Source organism: Flavobacterium gillisiae (assembly GCF_900107635.1).
In the GTDB taxonomy this organism is placed as follows: domain Bacteria; phylum Bacteroidota; class Bacteroidia; order Flavobacteriales; family Flavobacteriaceae; genus Flavobacterium; species Flavobacterium gillisiae.
In genome coordinates this window covers 514,447-529,454 of record NZ_FNRD01000001.1, presented here as the reverse complement: position 1 = coordinate 529,454, position 15,008 = coordinate 514,447, and the positions used below count along the sequence as shown (strand labels likewise).

Below are 15,008 nucleotides of genomic sequence, written 5' to 3'. Positions count from 1 at the left end.
CCATTAGATTAAAATTATTATACGCACAGTTGAATCATTTTTCCATAAATTTGCGCTATGCTCCAACTTAATTTTTCAAAACTCCTTTTAGAATCTGGAACCGACGAAGCCGGTCGCGGCTGTCTTGCGGGACCAGTTACCGCCGCCGCTGTAATTCTTCCTGCCTATTTTGAAAATATAATTCTGAATGACAGTAAGCAATTATCTGAAAAAGCAAGAGAGAAATTACGTCCTATTATTGAGCATCAAGCCGTTACTTTTGCCGTGACGCATCTTGAACCTATAGAAATTGATGATATCAATATTTTGAATGCCTCCATAAAGGCAATGCAGGAATGCGTTTTAAAACTCAATCCGCAACCTGAATATATTATTGTAGACGGAAATAGCCCTTTCATTCGAAAAAAAGGCATAAAAAATAGTAGTGGAAAAATTTTTACTCCGGCAGAAATTGAGATTTTGACCTCCATTCCAAGTAGCAGTATTGTAAAAGGAGATGCGAAATTCATGAGTATTGCCGCAGCATCAGTACTGGCAAAAACATATCGAGATGATTACATGAACAGAATTCATGAAGAATTCCCAATGTACAACTGGAAACAAAACAAAGGTTACCCAACCAAAGAACACCGAGAAGCGATTAGAAAACATGGTGTAACAAAATATCACCGAATGACCTTTCGGCTATTACCAGAACAACTTAAACTAGAGATTTGATTTAAGATTGCAGATTAACGATTTTTGATTGCAGAGTTACGCCTAAATAATCGAATTCAGATTGAAATTGATTTTTGTTATTGAAATTGCCATTGATTTTCGATTGTTGATTAACGATTTTTGATCTCAGATTTTAAACTAAAGAACTTCTTATACCTTCTCAGTATAGAAAATACCGTAAAATTTTTCAGACCCAAAACCTAACACTTAGTTTGTCATTCCGACGAAGGAGTAATCCCCGTTACCTGAGTGGTTTGATGAGATTGCTTCGCCTATTGGGGTAAATCCTCGAGTCCCCCTTTGTCGGAATGAGAAGATTGTGGTTGTGTTCTATTACAGTATATTCAAAAATAAAATAGTATTAAATTATTTTTTGATTCCAGATTTATACTAAATATAAAATTATAATTCGATATTGAAATTTGTTATGGTGCTATATATTGAAATTCACAACCAAACAATTCAATTAAATGCTTTAAGATTTTTTCTTTAACTTCTTCCTCGTTTACCTTTTCAACACCAAGCTCCACATTTAATGAGGTTACCGCTTTACCGCGAATTCCACATGGAATGATATTATCGAAGTAACCTAAATCAGCATTTACGTTTAAAGCAAATCCATGCATGGTGACCCAACGTGAAGCACGAACTCCCAACGCACATATTTTTCTAGCAAATGGCGTTCCTACGCCCAGCCAAACTCCTGTTTCGCCTTCGCTTCGACCGCATTCTACGCCATACTCCTGTAAAGTAAGAATAATGGCTTCTTCTAGAAAACGCAAGTATTTATGAATATCAGTAAAGAAATTATCTAGATCTATAATAGGATACCCTACAATTTGCCCCGGCCCATGATAGGTTATATCTCCACCTCGATTGATCTTGTAAAAAGTGGCGCCTTTGTCTTCGAGTTGTTTTTCAGATAGTAATAAATTAGATAAATCGCCACTTTTCCCTAAGGTATATACATGCGGATGTTCCACGAATAAAAGATAATTAGGAGTCTCTAAAGTAAGTTCTTCTCTCCTATTTCTAATTTTAAGATCAACTATTCCTTTGAACAATTCTTCCTGGTATTCCCAAGTTTCTTTGTAGTCTTTATTTCCTAAATCTTGAAGCTGGATGGTTTTGTTCATTTGTAATTGTTAGGAGTTACCAAGCACGAAGCAAAGTAACCTATTTTCGTTCACTTATATATTGTATGCAAAGGTAACACTAATTCTTCTTTTAAGCCACGAAGACACAAAGTCGCAAAGGCAATCGTTTTAAAAAAATTATGGTCCGGAATTTTTTAGCCACGAATTTCACGAATAAATTATCAGGCCGAACAAAATTCGTGGAATTAGTCTTTTTTAAGTTTTAAAATTCGTGCCAATTTGTGAAATTCGTGGTAACTTTTTTTTATTTTTTTTGCGAAAAGTTAAAAGCGAATACCTTGTAAATTCACAAAATTTGTTGAGTAACGAATCTCTTAAAAATATATTTTATTCAAACACTACCTCAAGATTTGTACTTGTAGGATTTTGCAGAAAGTCAACTATACTGAATTTTAATTCTAGTGATTTTTTATCGGGGCTAATTATTGCATTGTGATTTGAAACACTTTTTATTTTTCGTGGAAAATGATATTTCATGACATAAGTCTGCACTAAATTAAAGTTAGCAAGCTTTGTTTTATAACTATCCATTTTTTCTTTTTCGGTTTTAAAAACAGCCTCATTTGTAATAGTCACAATTCTATTAAACTGATGTCCGTTTAAAGTATAGCGAATGTTGTAATAATGCTCTTCGGCAGTTAAGGCATAATTGTGCCTAATGTCATCCACATAGTCTTGTGTTTTTGTGAGGTCTGCAATGTCTTCTACTTTTTTGAAATTTTGCGAAATTGTTGTTCTGTATTCTTTATCAAAAGCGCTTTTTATCATGTGCACTTTTACGTTTTTAAATCGGCTGAATAGCTCTTGCTCTTTTGGAGTGTATTTAATAAAATTAGCATTGTATTTATTGATGTATTCATCAAATACATAAGTAGTATCTTGAAATATGGTTTCTTTAGAATATTCTTCTTTGGCAATTTGCATGTAGCTGTTTTCGTTTCTATGGCTATCGTATTCCATAGTTCCAGTGCTATCAGGATTAATGCGGAGTGTTTCAGTGACTTCGCAACTTGTTACCAACGATAATAAAAATAATAAAAGAACCGCTTTTTTCATGTTTTAGTTTTGTTTTTTAAAGTTTAAATATACAGGAGATTTGGATTTGCAACACTCATTTTAACAAAATATTCTTACAAAAACAATTAGTTATGCCCTAGCCCCGATTGAAAGCGATATCCCGCGCCCATTTTTGGCGTGGATAAAGCGGAAAGCGGGACAGCTCGTTATTGAATTTCGACTCCTTGTGCTCCAGAAATTCCACTTTAGAATATTCCTATTTTAGCAGTTGTTCACTTTGCAACTTTAAGACATAAAGACTATCTTTGCGCTCTTAAAATAAGCACAAAAATGGCATTATCAGAACAAGAAAACATCCGAAGAGAAAAACTTCAAGCCTTACGCAACTTAGGAATCAATCCTTATCCAGCTAATCTTTTTCCCGTAAATCATACTTCGAAGCAGATAAAATCGCAATTTGAAGAAGGTAAGAAGGTAATTGTGGCAGGACGTTTGATGAGTGTGAGAGATCAAGGAAAAGCTTGTTTTGCCGAATTACAAGATAGCGAAGGCCGTATTCAATTGTACGTGAATCGTGATGTTTTGTGTACTGGTGACGATAAAACATTATACAATCAAGTATTCAAAAAACTAACCGATTTAGGTGATTTTATTGGTATCGAAGGAGAATTGTTTACGACTAAAGTGGGTGCACAATGTATTCGTGTTGATGGATTTACTTTCTTGAGTAAAACCTTGCGTCCATTGCCATTACCAAAGGTAGATGAAGATGGAAAAATACACGATGCTTTTAACGACGCTGAATTGCGTTACAGAATGCGTTATGTAGATTTAACCGTGAATGAGCATGTGAAAGAAACGTTTATCAAGAGAACAAAAATGTTCAATGCGATGCGTTCTTTCTTCAACGACAGAGGATATCTTGAGGTTGAAACTCCTGTTTTACAACCGATTCCTGGTGGTGCTGCAGCGCGTCCGTTTATCACGCACCACAACTCTCTTGACATGCCATTGTACATGCGTATTGCCAATGAGTTGTATTTAAAAAGATTGATTGTTGGTGGTTTTGAAGGGGTTTATGAGTTTTCTAAAAATTTCCGTAATGAAGGAATGGACAGAACGCACAACCCGGAATTCACTGCTATGGAAATATATGTAGCCTACAAAGACTACAACTGGATGATGGAATTTGCCGAAGACCTTTTAGAACATTGCGCGATTGCGGTAAACGGAACGAGCGAAGCTACTTTTGGCGAGCACCAAATCAACTTCAAAGCGCCTTATGCACGTGTAACTATGACTGATTCTATCAAGCATTTTACTGGTTTTGATATTTCAGGTAAAAGTGAAGCTGAATTATTTGATGCAGCAAGAGGTATGGGAATCGACGTGGATAAAACCATGGGTAAAGGGAAATTGATTGATGAGATTTTTGGCGCTAAATGTGAAGGAAATTATATTCAACCAACATTCATTACTGATTATCCAAAGGAAATGTCACCATTGTGTAAAGAGCACAGAGACAATCCAGATTTGACGGAACGTTTTGAATTAATGGTTTGTGGTAAAGAAGTAGCGAATGCTTACTCTGAGCTGAATGACCCAATTGATCAACGCGAACGTTTTGAAGAGCAAATGCGATTATCTGAAAAAGGAGATGATGAAGCGACTGGAATAATTGATGAAGATTTCCTTAGAGCATTAGAATACGGAATGCCTCCAACATCAGGAATGGGAATAGGAATGGATCGTTTGATTATGTATTTGACTAACAATGCTTCTATTCAAGAGGTATTGTTGTTTCCACAAATGAGGCCAGAGAAAAAACAAGTTCAAGTGGAACTGGAAGACGATGAGAAACTAATTGTTTCTTTATTACAAGCTAATGAGAACCAAATGGAATTTGGATTATTGAAAATAAAATCAGAATTGAGTGGTAAAAAATGGGATAAAGCCATGAAAAACTTATCTTCTCTAGGAATGACTGAAGTGGTTGTTGATGGAGAAACTAAGGCTTGTCGCTTGAAAGAGTAATTTTTACTTTTAAAATACAGAAATTAAGGAACTCATATTGGGTTCCTTTTTTTATGACACGTTAGTAACAAGGCAGTTAAACAACCTACTCAATCCCTAACCTAAAAGAACAAATCAATTTATCACTATTTTAAAATCGTTAAATAAGTCATAAACTTCTTACGTAAATAAATTTAAATTCTATTTTTGCTTGAATAAAAAACAAACAAATATGAAAAAAATTATTTTAGCTGTAGCTGCTTTATTTGCATTTTCATTTGCCAATGGCCAAGCCAAAGAGGAGCAAGTTTCAAAAGGGAAGTGGCTTGTAGAAGTAAATACCGGTTTTGGCACGAACGTGGGGTCCACCTCTTTGTATTTCACTTCTTCTGATGGTGTTACTTCTTATAATATTGGAGCAGAAGGAGGTTATTTCATCAAAGATAATCTGGCTCTTAAACTTGGTTTAGGATATGGAGATAACGGCATCAAAGGACAGGAAACCCCAATTGCCTATAAAATTGGAGCCAAATACTATTTCAAAAGTATGATTCCAATTGAAATCTCTTATAACGGCGTTGGCATCGGTCAGGCAGATGCTAATCCTACCTACGTTGGTCTACAAGCGGGCTACGCCTTATTTTTAGGAAAAAATGTAAGTATCGAACCTGGAATTCGTTACAATTTGGCTACTCATAAACAGTATTACGATAACAGCGTACAATTTAACATTGGCTTTGCATTGCATTTTTAAGACTTAATTCAAAGTACAAACAATGAAACTTTAGTTGTCCTTAAAGGAATGAAAAATCGGATTGAAAATATTCAATCCGATTTTTTTTATTTGAACACAGATCGAATTGATTACTTTTCGTCAAAACGTCTAACTCTCAAAATCAAAAACTCCTTTCTACTTCTCTTGTAATACCAAAGATAAGTACAATATAGTCCAAACTAATTTTTGTTACATCGAGCGGAGTCGAGATACAATAGTGGTTCTCGACTCCGCTCGAACTAACAATTGGACTGTTTTATAAATAGTACTGGTATAAACTAAAGATTCCAGTTAGCACAAAACCCATGTTTTTAAAAACTTTACAAAAAAAAAAACTTCATTTGCCTGTAATAATTCCCACCTTTTGCCACTAAATAAGAAAAACCAATAGTGAGCAGCGATTTTTACACCACATCTATTTTACCCTATTCAGGAATAATCATTAAGATTTGTAGGGCCTATACGGATACCCAAGAGGATTTTGAAGATTACTACCAGGAGGTCTGTTTACAGATATGGAGAAGTCATGAAAGTTTTCGCGAACAATCAGAATGGTCCACTTGGGTGTACCGAATATCCCTGAATGTGTGTTTGACTTTGCTGAAGAAAAAGAAAAAAAGGAACATCATGTCACTTCTGACTTTTTGCCTGACCAGGTAATCGAAGACAGCCGCTCCTTTCCTGATGAATCACTTAACCAACTCTACAAGGCCATCAGACAATTATCTGAAGTGGACAGGGCGGTCATCATGCTTTATCTAGAGGAAAAGTCGTATCAGGAAATTGCTGAAATTATTGGGACAAACCCAAACAACATTGGGGTACGCATTAAAAGAATTAAAGAACGATTAAAAAAATTATTAGATGGAAAAGTCAATTGAAACAATTTGGAAAGAAGGTTTTTTAAATAGTGATGCTTTAGTAGCGCCAAAACTGAATAATCTCTACAATCAAAAATCGATAGATATCGTCGATAAATTTAAAAGAATGTACAAAATAAACAGGGTAGCAATCCTTGTATTTGCATTTCTAATTTTACCAATTTCTTTTATAGTCAAAATACCTTATATGGGTATTGGTATGTTTATTGTATTTACTCTTGCCGCTATTATTGCGAATAAGTTTGCTAAAAAATTAGATGAATTAAACAAAACTGTAAGCAGTTTCCAATACCTCATTTCGTTTGACAATTGGGTTAAAGAAATGATTGCAGTAAACACCACGCTATCAAGGTATTTCTATCCGTATATTTTCATAGTGATGGTTACAGGTTTTTGGTTTGGAAGTATTGGAGGAGACACTCCAGGGAATCAATTTGTAGAAAATTTAATTTCAGAATTCCCAAACAGCTATTTGGTCTTTGGTTTTCCTTTGCTATTAGTCATTGCAGCATTTGCTATTATTGTTATATTAGCCTTCTTTGGAGGGAAAATAGGGAAATGGGATTTGAATCTTGTTTATGGAAGAATATTAAGAAAGTTAGATGACACTCTTGCTGATATGGATGAATTAAGGAATTAATAGACCAGTCTACTTTAATTGAAGCGAAATCTAGATTATTCTAAATAAAAATAGAATTGAGCGCTAAAAAATGGAACAAGACGATTATAACTTTATCATCTTTAGCGCGCACTGAAATGGTCGTTAAGAAACTAAGTACTATTACTAAAACGCCTAATTTTTACTTGTAAAAAAAGGAACTCAATTGGGTTTCTTTTTTTATGGAACAAAGCGAGAAGTCCAATTAGTTTTAGACTTCCAATTCTAAAATTTGTATTTTCACGTACTTCTACAAATCTTGAGGTTGGAAATTATAAAGTACAAATCCATTCGTCTATACTTTTAAGTTATTCGCAAGAAACGGATTGTTTTTAAGCGAAAATAAATAAGGGTTTAGGATTAAATTTATTCATTTGCCGTTTATATCAATGTTTTTTAAAGAAACTAGCACTTACCATTAGATTTTCTACTATTTAAAAGCTAAATTTATAAAATACTGCAATAAAAAAAAGATTAATAATAAACATTTTCAACATCATAATACCTAATTTGTTTTACAACATTTAAAAAATTACTATAGTGTACAAAATCGATTAATCATGAAGAAAATTGTAGCCGGATTTATATTTGTTTTCCTAATGATAATAGCTTCTTTAGCTCTATCAGTGACTAGCAATAACAATATTACAGAAGCTACAGAATGGGTAGAACACACAAACGATGTGCTGTCTCAGTGCGATCTACTATCAGAAGATGCTATTCAACTTGAGACCAACAACCTAGGGTACTTTATTAGCCGAAACAAGATTTATGCAAAAAATGTGATTGCCAGAAAATCTAAAATTCCGAAGGATATTGCAAAGCTGAAAAACTTAACTAGAGACAACCCAGCCCAGACAGCAAGGATTACCCTGCTTGAAGTAGAGTTTAATAAAAAAATAACCTTTTCTAACACCATAATTTCCCTTGTATCCAATGCTGAAATTAAGCAAGCCGAAAAGCTTATCAATGCGGGAACAGGCGTAGAAATAATTAAAAAGAGTCAAGGTTCTTTGACTATCATAAAAACAGCCGAAAAAAAATTACTCACGACACGAACGGCAAAAGCTAAAAATCTACAATATAAATTCTTTAGAACTTCAATAATTATAAGATTCATTGCGATACTGGCTCTTTTATTAGGTTACTACTTCGTTGTACACACCTTGCGCGCTCGTAAAAAACACAACAATGAAATTGTTGCCCAAAATAAGCTTTTACACCAGCAAAACGAGCGGTTAGAGCAATTTACCTATATTACTACCCACGATCTTCAGGAACCACTACTATCCTTGGTTTCTCTTACCGATCTTCTCCAAAATGAATGTTCGGAAAATATTAGTGAGGAAATGAGTACGTACATTAAATATATTTCACAATCATCAAAGCGTATGCAAACTTTGGTAAAAGGAATAATGGAGTATTCAAGAATTGGCGCAGAGGAAGAATCAGTTTTGGTTGACTGCAACGAAATCGTAAATGAGGTTCTTACAGACCTAAGTCATACTTTGAAGCCACTTAATGCTAAAGTAACCGTTGATCATTTACCAAAAGTAATTGGATACCCACTAGAACTAAGGCTATTGTTTCAAAACCTGATTAGTAATGCATTAAAATTTAGAAAAAAAGATGTCATTCCTGAAATCAAAATCTCAGCAATAGAAGATGTAGATCATTGGTTATTTTCTATCCAAGACAATGGAATTGGAATTAAAGAACAAGACAAAGACAAAATTTTCGTACTTTTCAAACGTTTACATGATCGAAATGAATACGAGGGAACAGGAATTGGCTTATCTCACTGTGAAAAAATAGCTCGGTTACACGGTGGTACTATTTGGGCAGACTCAAAGTTTGGTGAAGGAAGCGTTTTTAATTTTACAATTCGAAAAAAAGCATAAGAATGAAAGAAAAAATTGAAACTGTATTAAATGGTCAAAAAGCATTAGAATTCCTGACTAGTACAGGGCAATTTGTAACTAATGTCAATTCTCCTATTCGCCCACTTTTAATTTTACTGGATATCAATATGCCAGTAATGGATGGATGGGAATTTATTGAAGAATATCAAAAAGCAGATGTGAGCGAAAAAGATAAGATAATTATTGTGATGCACACCACATCAACAAATCCAGCTGATCAATTAAGAGCCGAAAGCATTTCTGAAATATCCTCATTCACAAAAAAACCATTAACTCAAGCATTGATCGACACAATAACACGCAACCATTTTTCTGAATTGCTATAGCAATAAACCTTATCGCCCAAAACCTATTATTAATAACAAACACAGACATACTAATTTTATTTTTAATCGGTGCTGGAAACGTATCGCTATTAAGAATGACTTAATTGGCAGATGCTAACAAACTAGTATTTGTCGTTTTAAGGAGTCTCTTTTACATTCCCAATTGTATATAAAAAAGGAACCCTGTTGAGTTCCTTTTTTTATAGCTTTTATTTATTATCACGATTCCCTGATGGCAAAAAGTAAAGCCAACTAAAACCAATTAAAAACAAAATTAGTGACGCTATAAAAGCGGGAATCAAAATCTCTTTATTGTTGTCTAAAGCGTTATTCAACGAAGCATATAACAACCAGATTTGAATGGTGACATTCATAATCAGAATGAATATTAAAGTAGAAAGTATGATATTCAACTTATTGGGATTAGCCTTGTTTTGGCTTGTTCTAAAATTACTCATATTAGTTATAATTTAGTTGTCTTGAATACCTAACTCAATATTTCTTCTTCAGATGCTTTTACATAAATATCGTTGTCTTTAAAAAAGACGTCTAATTTAGGCAAAGCTCGTGGTGGCGGTCCTGCAATAACATCACCTGTTTTGGCATCAAACGAACCTTCGTGGCAGGGACAATGAATGATTCCAGTTCCTGGCTTGTAAAAAACGGAGCAAGAAAGATGCGTGCATTTTTGCTCATACGCCTTAAATTCTCCGCTTTCAAGATGAATCAGGATATACGGAATTTTACTTCCTTCAATTACAAAAGCGCGTGTTCCTCCTGAAGGCACTTCGTCTTTTTTACATACAAAATGTTCTCCCGCTACTGCTTCTTTTGGTAACAAGTATGCTTTGGCCGCGACCAAACCACTACCTACCATTAATCCGCCAGAAACTAAAGTCAAGAATTTCGCAAAATCGCGGCGACTGACATTTGTAGCTTGTTGTTTTAGAATTGGAAAATCTTTTTTCCAGCTTTTATTTAAATTATCTTCTTTTGACATGGGTATATATTTAAAAAATGATCAACTCAGTACTACCCTTAGGCATCATGATATTCACTTTTGTATTAACAATCTCTTTTCCAAAAACAAAAGTATTCACCGGTGAACTATTTGGTCTCATTTCGGTGATCTCTTCTTTGGTACCATAAAATAATGCCCCACTAGGACAAACCGTGGCGCACATAGGTTTTTTACCTACGCTAGTTCTGTCGTAGCACATGGTGCACTTCATCATCATATCGTATTCTTCTATTTTCTTTGGAACACCAAAAGGGCAAGCCTCAACACAATTGGAACAACCAATGCATCGCTCCGTGTTTGCTGTATGTACTATCCCAAATTCGTCTTTTGATATGGCGTCTGCAGGACAAACATTAGCACAAACTGGATCATCACAGTGCATACACACTTGAACCGTAGTTTGAGTAGTAGACGCTCGATCGACGTAATTAACATGAATCATAGAGTCCTGACCGTTTGTTTCACATTCGGCGCAAGCCATTTCACAGGCTTTACAACCAATGCAACGTTGCATATCTACAAAAAATTCTTCGTGTGTATTAAAACTGGTATAGTTCATTTTTTGGATTTTTTTATAGGTTAAACACTTGCGTAGGCTTTTGAGTCTTTAGACGGCGCGGCAATTTCGTTAAGCGGTTCCAAATGGCATGCGCATACTTTGTACTCTGGTATTTTTGAAATTGGGTCCAATGTTCCTGGCGTCAATTGATTGGCTGATTTTTTTCCAGACCAGTGATACGGAATAAAAACAGTATCTTCTCGAATGGTTTCTACAATATTCGCTGGAAAAATTCCTACTCCTCTTCGAGTCGAAACTCTAACCAACTCTCTTTGTTCAATACCAAATTTCTTTGCCATTACAGGATGAATTTCTAATAAAGGCTCTGGATATTGATCGACCAATTTTCCTATTCTTCGGGTTTGTGTTCCACTTAAATATTGCGAAACTACACGTCCTGTGGTTAATATTACGGGATAATCTGTATCAGGCACTTCGCCTGGAACCTTGTAAGGAGCTGGATTGAAATGTGCTTTCCCATCCGGTGTTTTAAACTTTTTATCTTCCCATAAACGTGGCGTTCCAGGATGGTCTTCTGTAGGGCAAGGCCAAAAAATCCCCATATTTTCTTCTATTCTTTTATAGGTAATTCCATTATAATCAGCAGTTCCTCCTTTTGATGCCACACGCAACTCATTAAAAATTGCTTCACTATCATCATAAGTAAACTTATCCTCTTCTCCCAAGCGTTTTGCTAATTCTAATATGATTGACGTATCTGTTCTCGCATCTCCTGGAGGCGTAATTGCTTGACGAATTCGGATTACTCTTCCTTCGGCAGATGTTGTTGTTCCCTCCTCTTCTTCTTGCAATGAACCCGCAAGAACAATGTCTGCATGACGCGCTGTTTCATTTAAGAAAAAGTCGATACAAACATAAAATTCTAATTTTTCTAGCGCTTCTCTAACGTAGTTACTGTTGGGTAAAGACACTAACGGATTAAAACAAATAGACAATAGCCCTTTGATTTCACCTCTATGAATGGCTTCAATTATTTCGTAAGCAGTAAGTCCTTTTCCAGGCATGTCTTTTTCATCAATACCCCAAACTTCTGAAATGTACTTGCGATGCTCCGGGTTTTCAATATCCCGATTTCCAGGTAATTGATCGCATTTATGACCGTGCTCTCTTCCGCCTTGACCATTTCCTTGACCCGTAATTGTTCCATATCCGCAATAGGGTTTCCCAATGCGGCCTGTAGCAAGAACTAAATTTATACAACCTAAAACATTATCTACTCCTTTAGAATGGTGTTCGATTCCACGTGCATGAAGCAAAAAACTCGTTTTAGCTCTACCCCATAATTCAGCAGCTGCTTTGATTTTTTCTTTTTTAATTCCTGTAATTTCCTCTGCCCATTCTAAGGTATAATCCTTAACAGAATCTATTGTAATATCAAACCCAGAGGTATAATTATCTATAAAGTCATGGTCTAGCAAGTCATTATCTACAAGATATTTCAGCATCGCTCCATAAAGCGCTGAATCTGTTCCTGGTCTTACATCTAAGTGAATGTCTGAAGTTCTAGCCAATGGAATCATTCTTGGATCAATCACAATCAACTTCGCTCCACGATCTCTCGCTTTCCAAATCCAATGCGTCAATGTTGGAAAAGTCTCACTGATATTGGCTCCAGCCACAATAATTACCTCGGCATATTCTAAATCTGCATACGTATTTGAAGCTCTATCTAAACCAAAGGCTTTTTTGTTTCCCGCACCCGCGCTCACCATGCACAAACGACCGTTGTAATCTAAGTTTTTTGTTTTTACGGCTACACGAGCAAATTTACCCATCAGGTAACTTTTTTCATTGGTTAAAGAAACACCCGAAAGTATCGAAAAAGCGTCTTTACCATATTGTTCCTGAATACGCTTAATTTCCGAAACCGTTTTATCCATGGCTTCATCCCATGTAGTAGTCTCAAAACCTTTTCCTTCTACCCTTTTTATTGGGCCTAACAAACGATCTGGATGGTTATTTTGCAAGTAGCGTTGTACTCCTTTTGGACAAAGTCTCCCTTCATTAAAAGGAAATTCCATCCAAGGCTCAAACCCCACCACTTTATTACTTTTAACTAACAACTGAATTCCGCATTGCATACCACAAAAACAACAATGTGTCTTCACAATTTCATCGGGTTCATCCCTTCCTTCATACCCTTCTTTCGGGCTATAATTTAAATGAGGCCCAAAATCTTCTACAATTTTTTCTTCTGAAACAGGTAATTTTGCCATGTGTATTTTTTTTCAAGTGTCTGTTAATCCTTTTCTCTATTGTAAAATTTAAAATCCTTTGGGCGTGACCCTTTCTATAAAAAAGGGCTATCTACTTTGTCGTCATTGCCCTTTTTATAGCCACGGTCGGGCTATACGCGCTACTACGGTAGCTAGCTTCTATCCCTCACGCAGTCCTGTAGAAATACTATTTCCTAATCAGTACTAATTTCATTTACAAAACCAACTTATCTTATTTCTGTGCATTTCCTTAATTATCCAAATAAATGACCGCTTTCTTGCCTTGCCTTTAAGTGGGCTTGCGCCAATCGCGATCTTTTTCCCTCAGGACTCAAATCCAAATGCGACGTTCCATCTTCACGATCAAAATTAAAGCCTAACTCCTTTGTCACAATTTTTAGATCATTGATGTGTAAATTAGTAGCATATTCTTCTCCAGTATGCTCGCAAACTGCCATTCCCATCTTCATTCCTTCCTTCTTGTAAATATGGGCACCAATTTGTGCAGGACGCTGAATGATATGGAAAAATTTCCCAAACGGAATCCAAATTAAAAACATGATTACCGTTACCGCATGAATTACGGCCAAGAAATCAAAAGCAAATCCTTTCATAAATTGATACGAATACGTCAAACCAAGTCCTGTAACGGATATGGCTATCAATAAAATAAGTGGCAATAAATCACCTTCAAAACTTTGTGTAGCAATTAATCCTGGATTAGTCAAACGTCTTCTCAAATAATACAATGATCCTAAAATAACCAAATAAGAAGACCAGTTTAACGCATGAAAAGTTAAAAAAGCCATGATAGAGTCGAGTTTGAATTCCATCACTTTAAAACCGAAGAAATGCGCTTCGTACAACGAAATACTATTGGGAGCCATCGTGAAATGAATCCAACCAAAAGTCAACGGAATGGTAATTAAAAATGCCGAAGTACAACCTACTGCTATCATAAAATGCGCCATCCAACGGTATTTCCCTCTTGGGTAAATAAATTTCTGAAAGGCTATATTTTCAATGGTTTCTTTTGAAGCAAACCAAAAATGTGAAAATACTTTTCCAGTAACCAAGTACATGATTCCTCTTTTAAAATAAATCCATGTGGGCGGTCTTTGCAACCATACCGAATAGCGGTACACAATACCAAAAAAAGCGAATATTGTTCCAAACAAATAAGTAATAAGCGCAGCATCAAAATTCTGCAAATTTCTGGAACCAAAAAATACCAGCACAATAGAAAATATTGACATTCCGGTGGCGATAAGTAAGGCCTTGGTATTAAAAGTTCTGTTTTTCATTTCCTATAATTTAATAAATAGCGATCTATGTCATTTTATTATAAAATCTACAAGATCCTAAAACCTTGTAGATCATTATTTTATTTTCTGATTCTTAAAACAAATATAAAATCATAAACTAACTTGGTTTTTCACATCCTCTACGGTTATAAAACCACCAATTGATCATTGTAGCTAATATAGTGAATATAATCAAGCCGATAAAGAACTGATTTGCACCACCATTAGCGGTAATATTATTCCCTATTAAAACAGCAAAAATAAATGGGCCAAATGCTGCAATTGCTGCTGTCCATCCAATTACCCCAGCTGCTTGACGTTGATTCTCAGAAAAGATAATAGGATATTGTCTAAAAGTACCTGCATTACCAACACCTGTAAAGAAAAACATTACTAAAATAACTCCTACAAACATTGGAAA

Annotated in this window: 16 protein-coding genes; 8 read left to right on the top strand and 8 right to left on the bottom strand. The window is 35.2% G+C overall.

What is annotated here, in order from left to right; all coding sequences use genetic code 11:
- Positions 1-57: 57 nt before the first annotated feature.
- The gene (locus BLV35_RS02450; protein ID WP_091084231.1) at positions 58-717 is read left to right on the top strand and encodes a ribonuclease HII; all 660 of its coding nucleotides are present in this window, start codon (positions 58-60) and stop codon (positions 715-717) included.
- 425 nt (positions 718-1,142) lie between these two features.
- On the opposite strand, the gene lipB is transcribed toward BLV35_RS02450, so the two are convergent.
- A complete protein-coding gene (lipB, locus tag BLV35_RS02445) occupies positions 1,143-1,853 on the bottom strand; it encodes a lipoyl(octanoyl) transferase LipB (RefSeq protein ID WP_091084230.1) in 711 nt (236 codons plus the stop codon).
- Between the two features lie 348 nt (positions 1,854-2,201).
- On the bottom strand, positions 2,202-2,930 hold the full coding sequence (locus BLV35_RS02440; RefSeq protein WP_091084228.1) for a hypothetical protein: 729 nt from the start codon (positions 2,928-2,930) through the stop codon (positions 2,202-2,204).
- A 291-nt stretch (positions 2,931-3,221) separates the two neighbouring features.
- On the opposite strand from BLV35_RS02440, the gene lysS reads away from it, so the two are divergent.
- The 7 genes from lysS to BLV35_RS02410 all read left to right on the top strand — a co-directional run bounded on the left by lysS (position 3,222) and on the right by BLV35_RS02410 (position 9,466).
- On the top strand, positions 3,222-4,925 hold the full coding sequence (lysS, locus tag BLV35_RS02435) for a lysine--tRNA ligase (protein ID WP_091084226.1): 1,704 nt from the start codon (positions 3,222-3,224) through the stop codon (positions 4,923-4,925).
- A 211-nt stretch (positions 4,926-5,136) separates the two neighbouring features.
- A complete protein-coding gene (locus BLV35_RS02430; protein WP_091084224.1) occupies positions 5,137-5,658 on the top strand; it encodes a porin family protein in 522 nt (173 codons plus the stop codon).
- Positions 5,659-6,069: 411 nt separating this feature from the next.
- Positions 6,070-6,339 carry an RNA polymerase sigma factor gene (locus BLV35_RS19430; protein WP_245712001.1) on the top strand — a complete coding sequence of 90 codons (270 nt, stop codon included), beginning with the start codon at positions 6,070-6,072 and terminating at the stop codon, positions 6,337-6,339.
- Positions 6,231-6,560, top strand: a complete 330-nt coding sequence (locus BLV35_RS02425) for an RNA polymerase sigma factor (protein ID WP_245712000.1) — start codon at positions 6,231-6,233, stop codon at positions 6,558-6,560. The genes BLV35_RS19430 and BLV35_RS02425 overlap by 109 nt, the downstream gene beginning before the upstream one ends.
- A complete protein-coding gene (locus tag BLV35_RS02420; RefSeq protein ID WP_091084222.1) occupies positions 6,544-7,200 on the top strand; it encodes a hypothetical protein in 657 nt (218 codons plus the stop codon). The genes BLV35_RS02425 and BLV35_RS02420 overlap by 17 nt, the downstream gene beginning before the upstream one ends.
- A 578-nt stretch (positions 7,201-7,778) precedes the next feature.
- Positions 7,779-9,119: a sensor histidine kinase gene (locus BLV35_RS02415; protein ID WP_091084220.1), complete on the top strand. Its 1,341-nt coding sequence runs from the start codon at positions 7,779-7,781 to the stop codon at positions 9,117-9,119.
- Between the two features lie 2 nt (positions 9,120-9,121).
- Complete coding sequence (locus tag BLV35_RS02410) at positions 9,122-9,466, top strand: response regulator (RefSeq protein WP_091084218.1); 345 nt, start codon at positions 9,122-9,124, stop codon at positions 9,464-9,466.
- A 209-nt stretch (positions 9,467-9,675) separates the two neighbouring features.
- On the opposite strand, the gene BLV35_RS02405 is transcribed toward BLV35_RS02410, so the two are convergent.
- The 6 genes from BLV35_RS02405 to BLV35_RS19425 all read right to left on the bottom strand — a co-directional run bounded on the left by BLV35_RS02405 (position 9,676) and on the right by BLV35_RS19425 (position 15,002).
- A complete protein-coding gene (locus BLV35_RS02405) occupies positions 9,676-9,924 on the bottom strand; it encodes a DUF6755 family protein (RefSeq protein ID WP_091084215.1) in 249 nt (82 codons plus the stop codon).
- A gap of 29 nt (positions 9,925-9,953) precedes the next feature.
- Positions 9,954-10,466, bottom strand: a complete 513-nt coding sequence (locus BLV35_RS02400) for a Rieske (2Fe-2S) protein (protein WP_091084212.1) — start codon at positions 10,464-10,466, stop codon at positions 9,954-9,956.
- A 10-nt stretch (positions 10,467-10,476) separates the two neighbouring features.
- The gene (locus BLV35_RS02395; protein ID WP_091084208.1) at positions 10,477-11,046 is read right to left on the bottom strand and encodes a 4Fe-4S dicluster domain-containing protein; all 570 of its coding nucleotides are present in this window, start codon (positions 11,044-11,046) and stop codon (positions 10,477-10,479) included.
- 20 nt (positions 11,047-11,066) lie between these two features.
- The gene (locus BLV35_RS02390; protein WP_091084205.1) at positions 11,067-13,283 is read right to left on the bottom strand and encodes a molybdopterin oxidoreductase family protein; all 2,217 of its coding nucleotides are present in this window, start codon (positions 13,281-13,283) and stop codon (positions 11,067-11,069) included.
- Between the two features lie 254 nt (positions 13,284-13,537).
- Entirely contained in the window at positions 13,538-14,587 is a 1,050-nt protein-coding gene (locus tag BLV35_RS02385; RefSeq protein WP_091084202.1) for an MFS transporter, read from the bottom strand.
- A gap of 118 nt (positions 14,588-14,705) precedes the next feature.
- Entirely contained in the window at positions 14,706-15,002 is a 297-nt protein-coding gene (locus BLV35_RS19425) for an MFS transporter (protein WP_091084199.1), read from the bottom strand.
- Positions 15,003-15,008 lie beyond the last annotated feature (6 nt).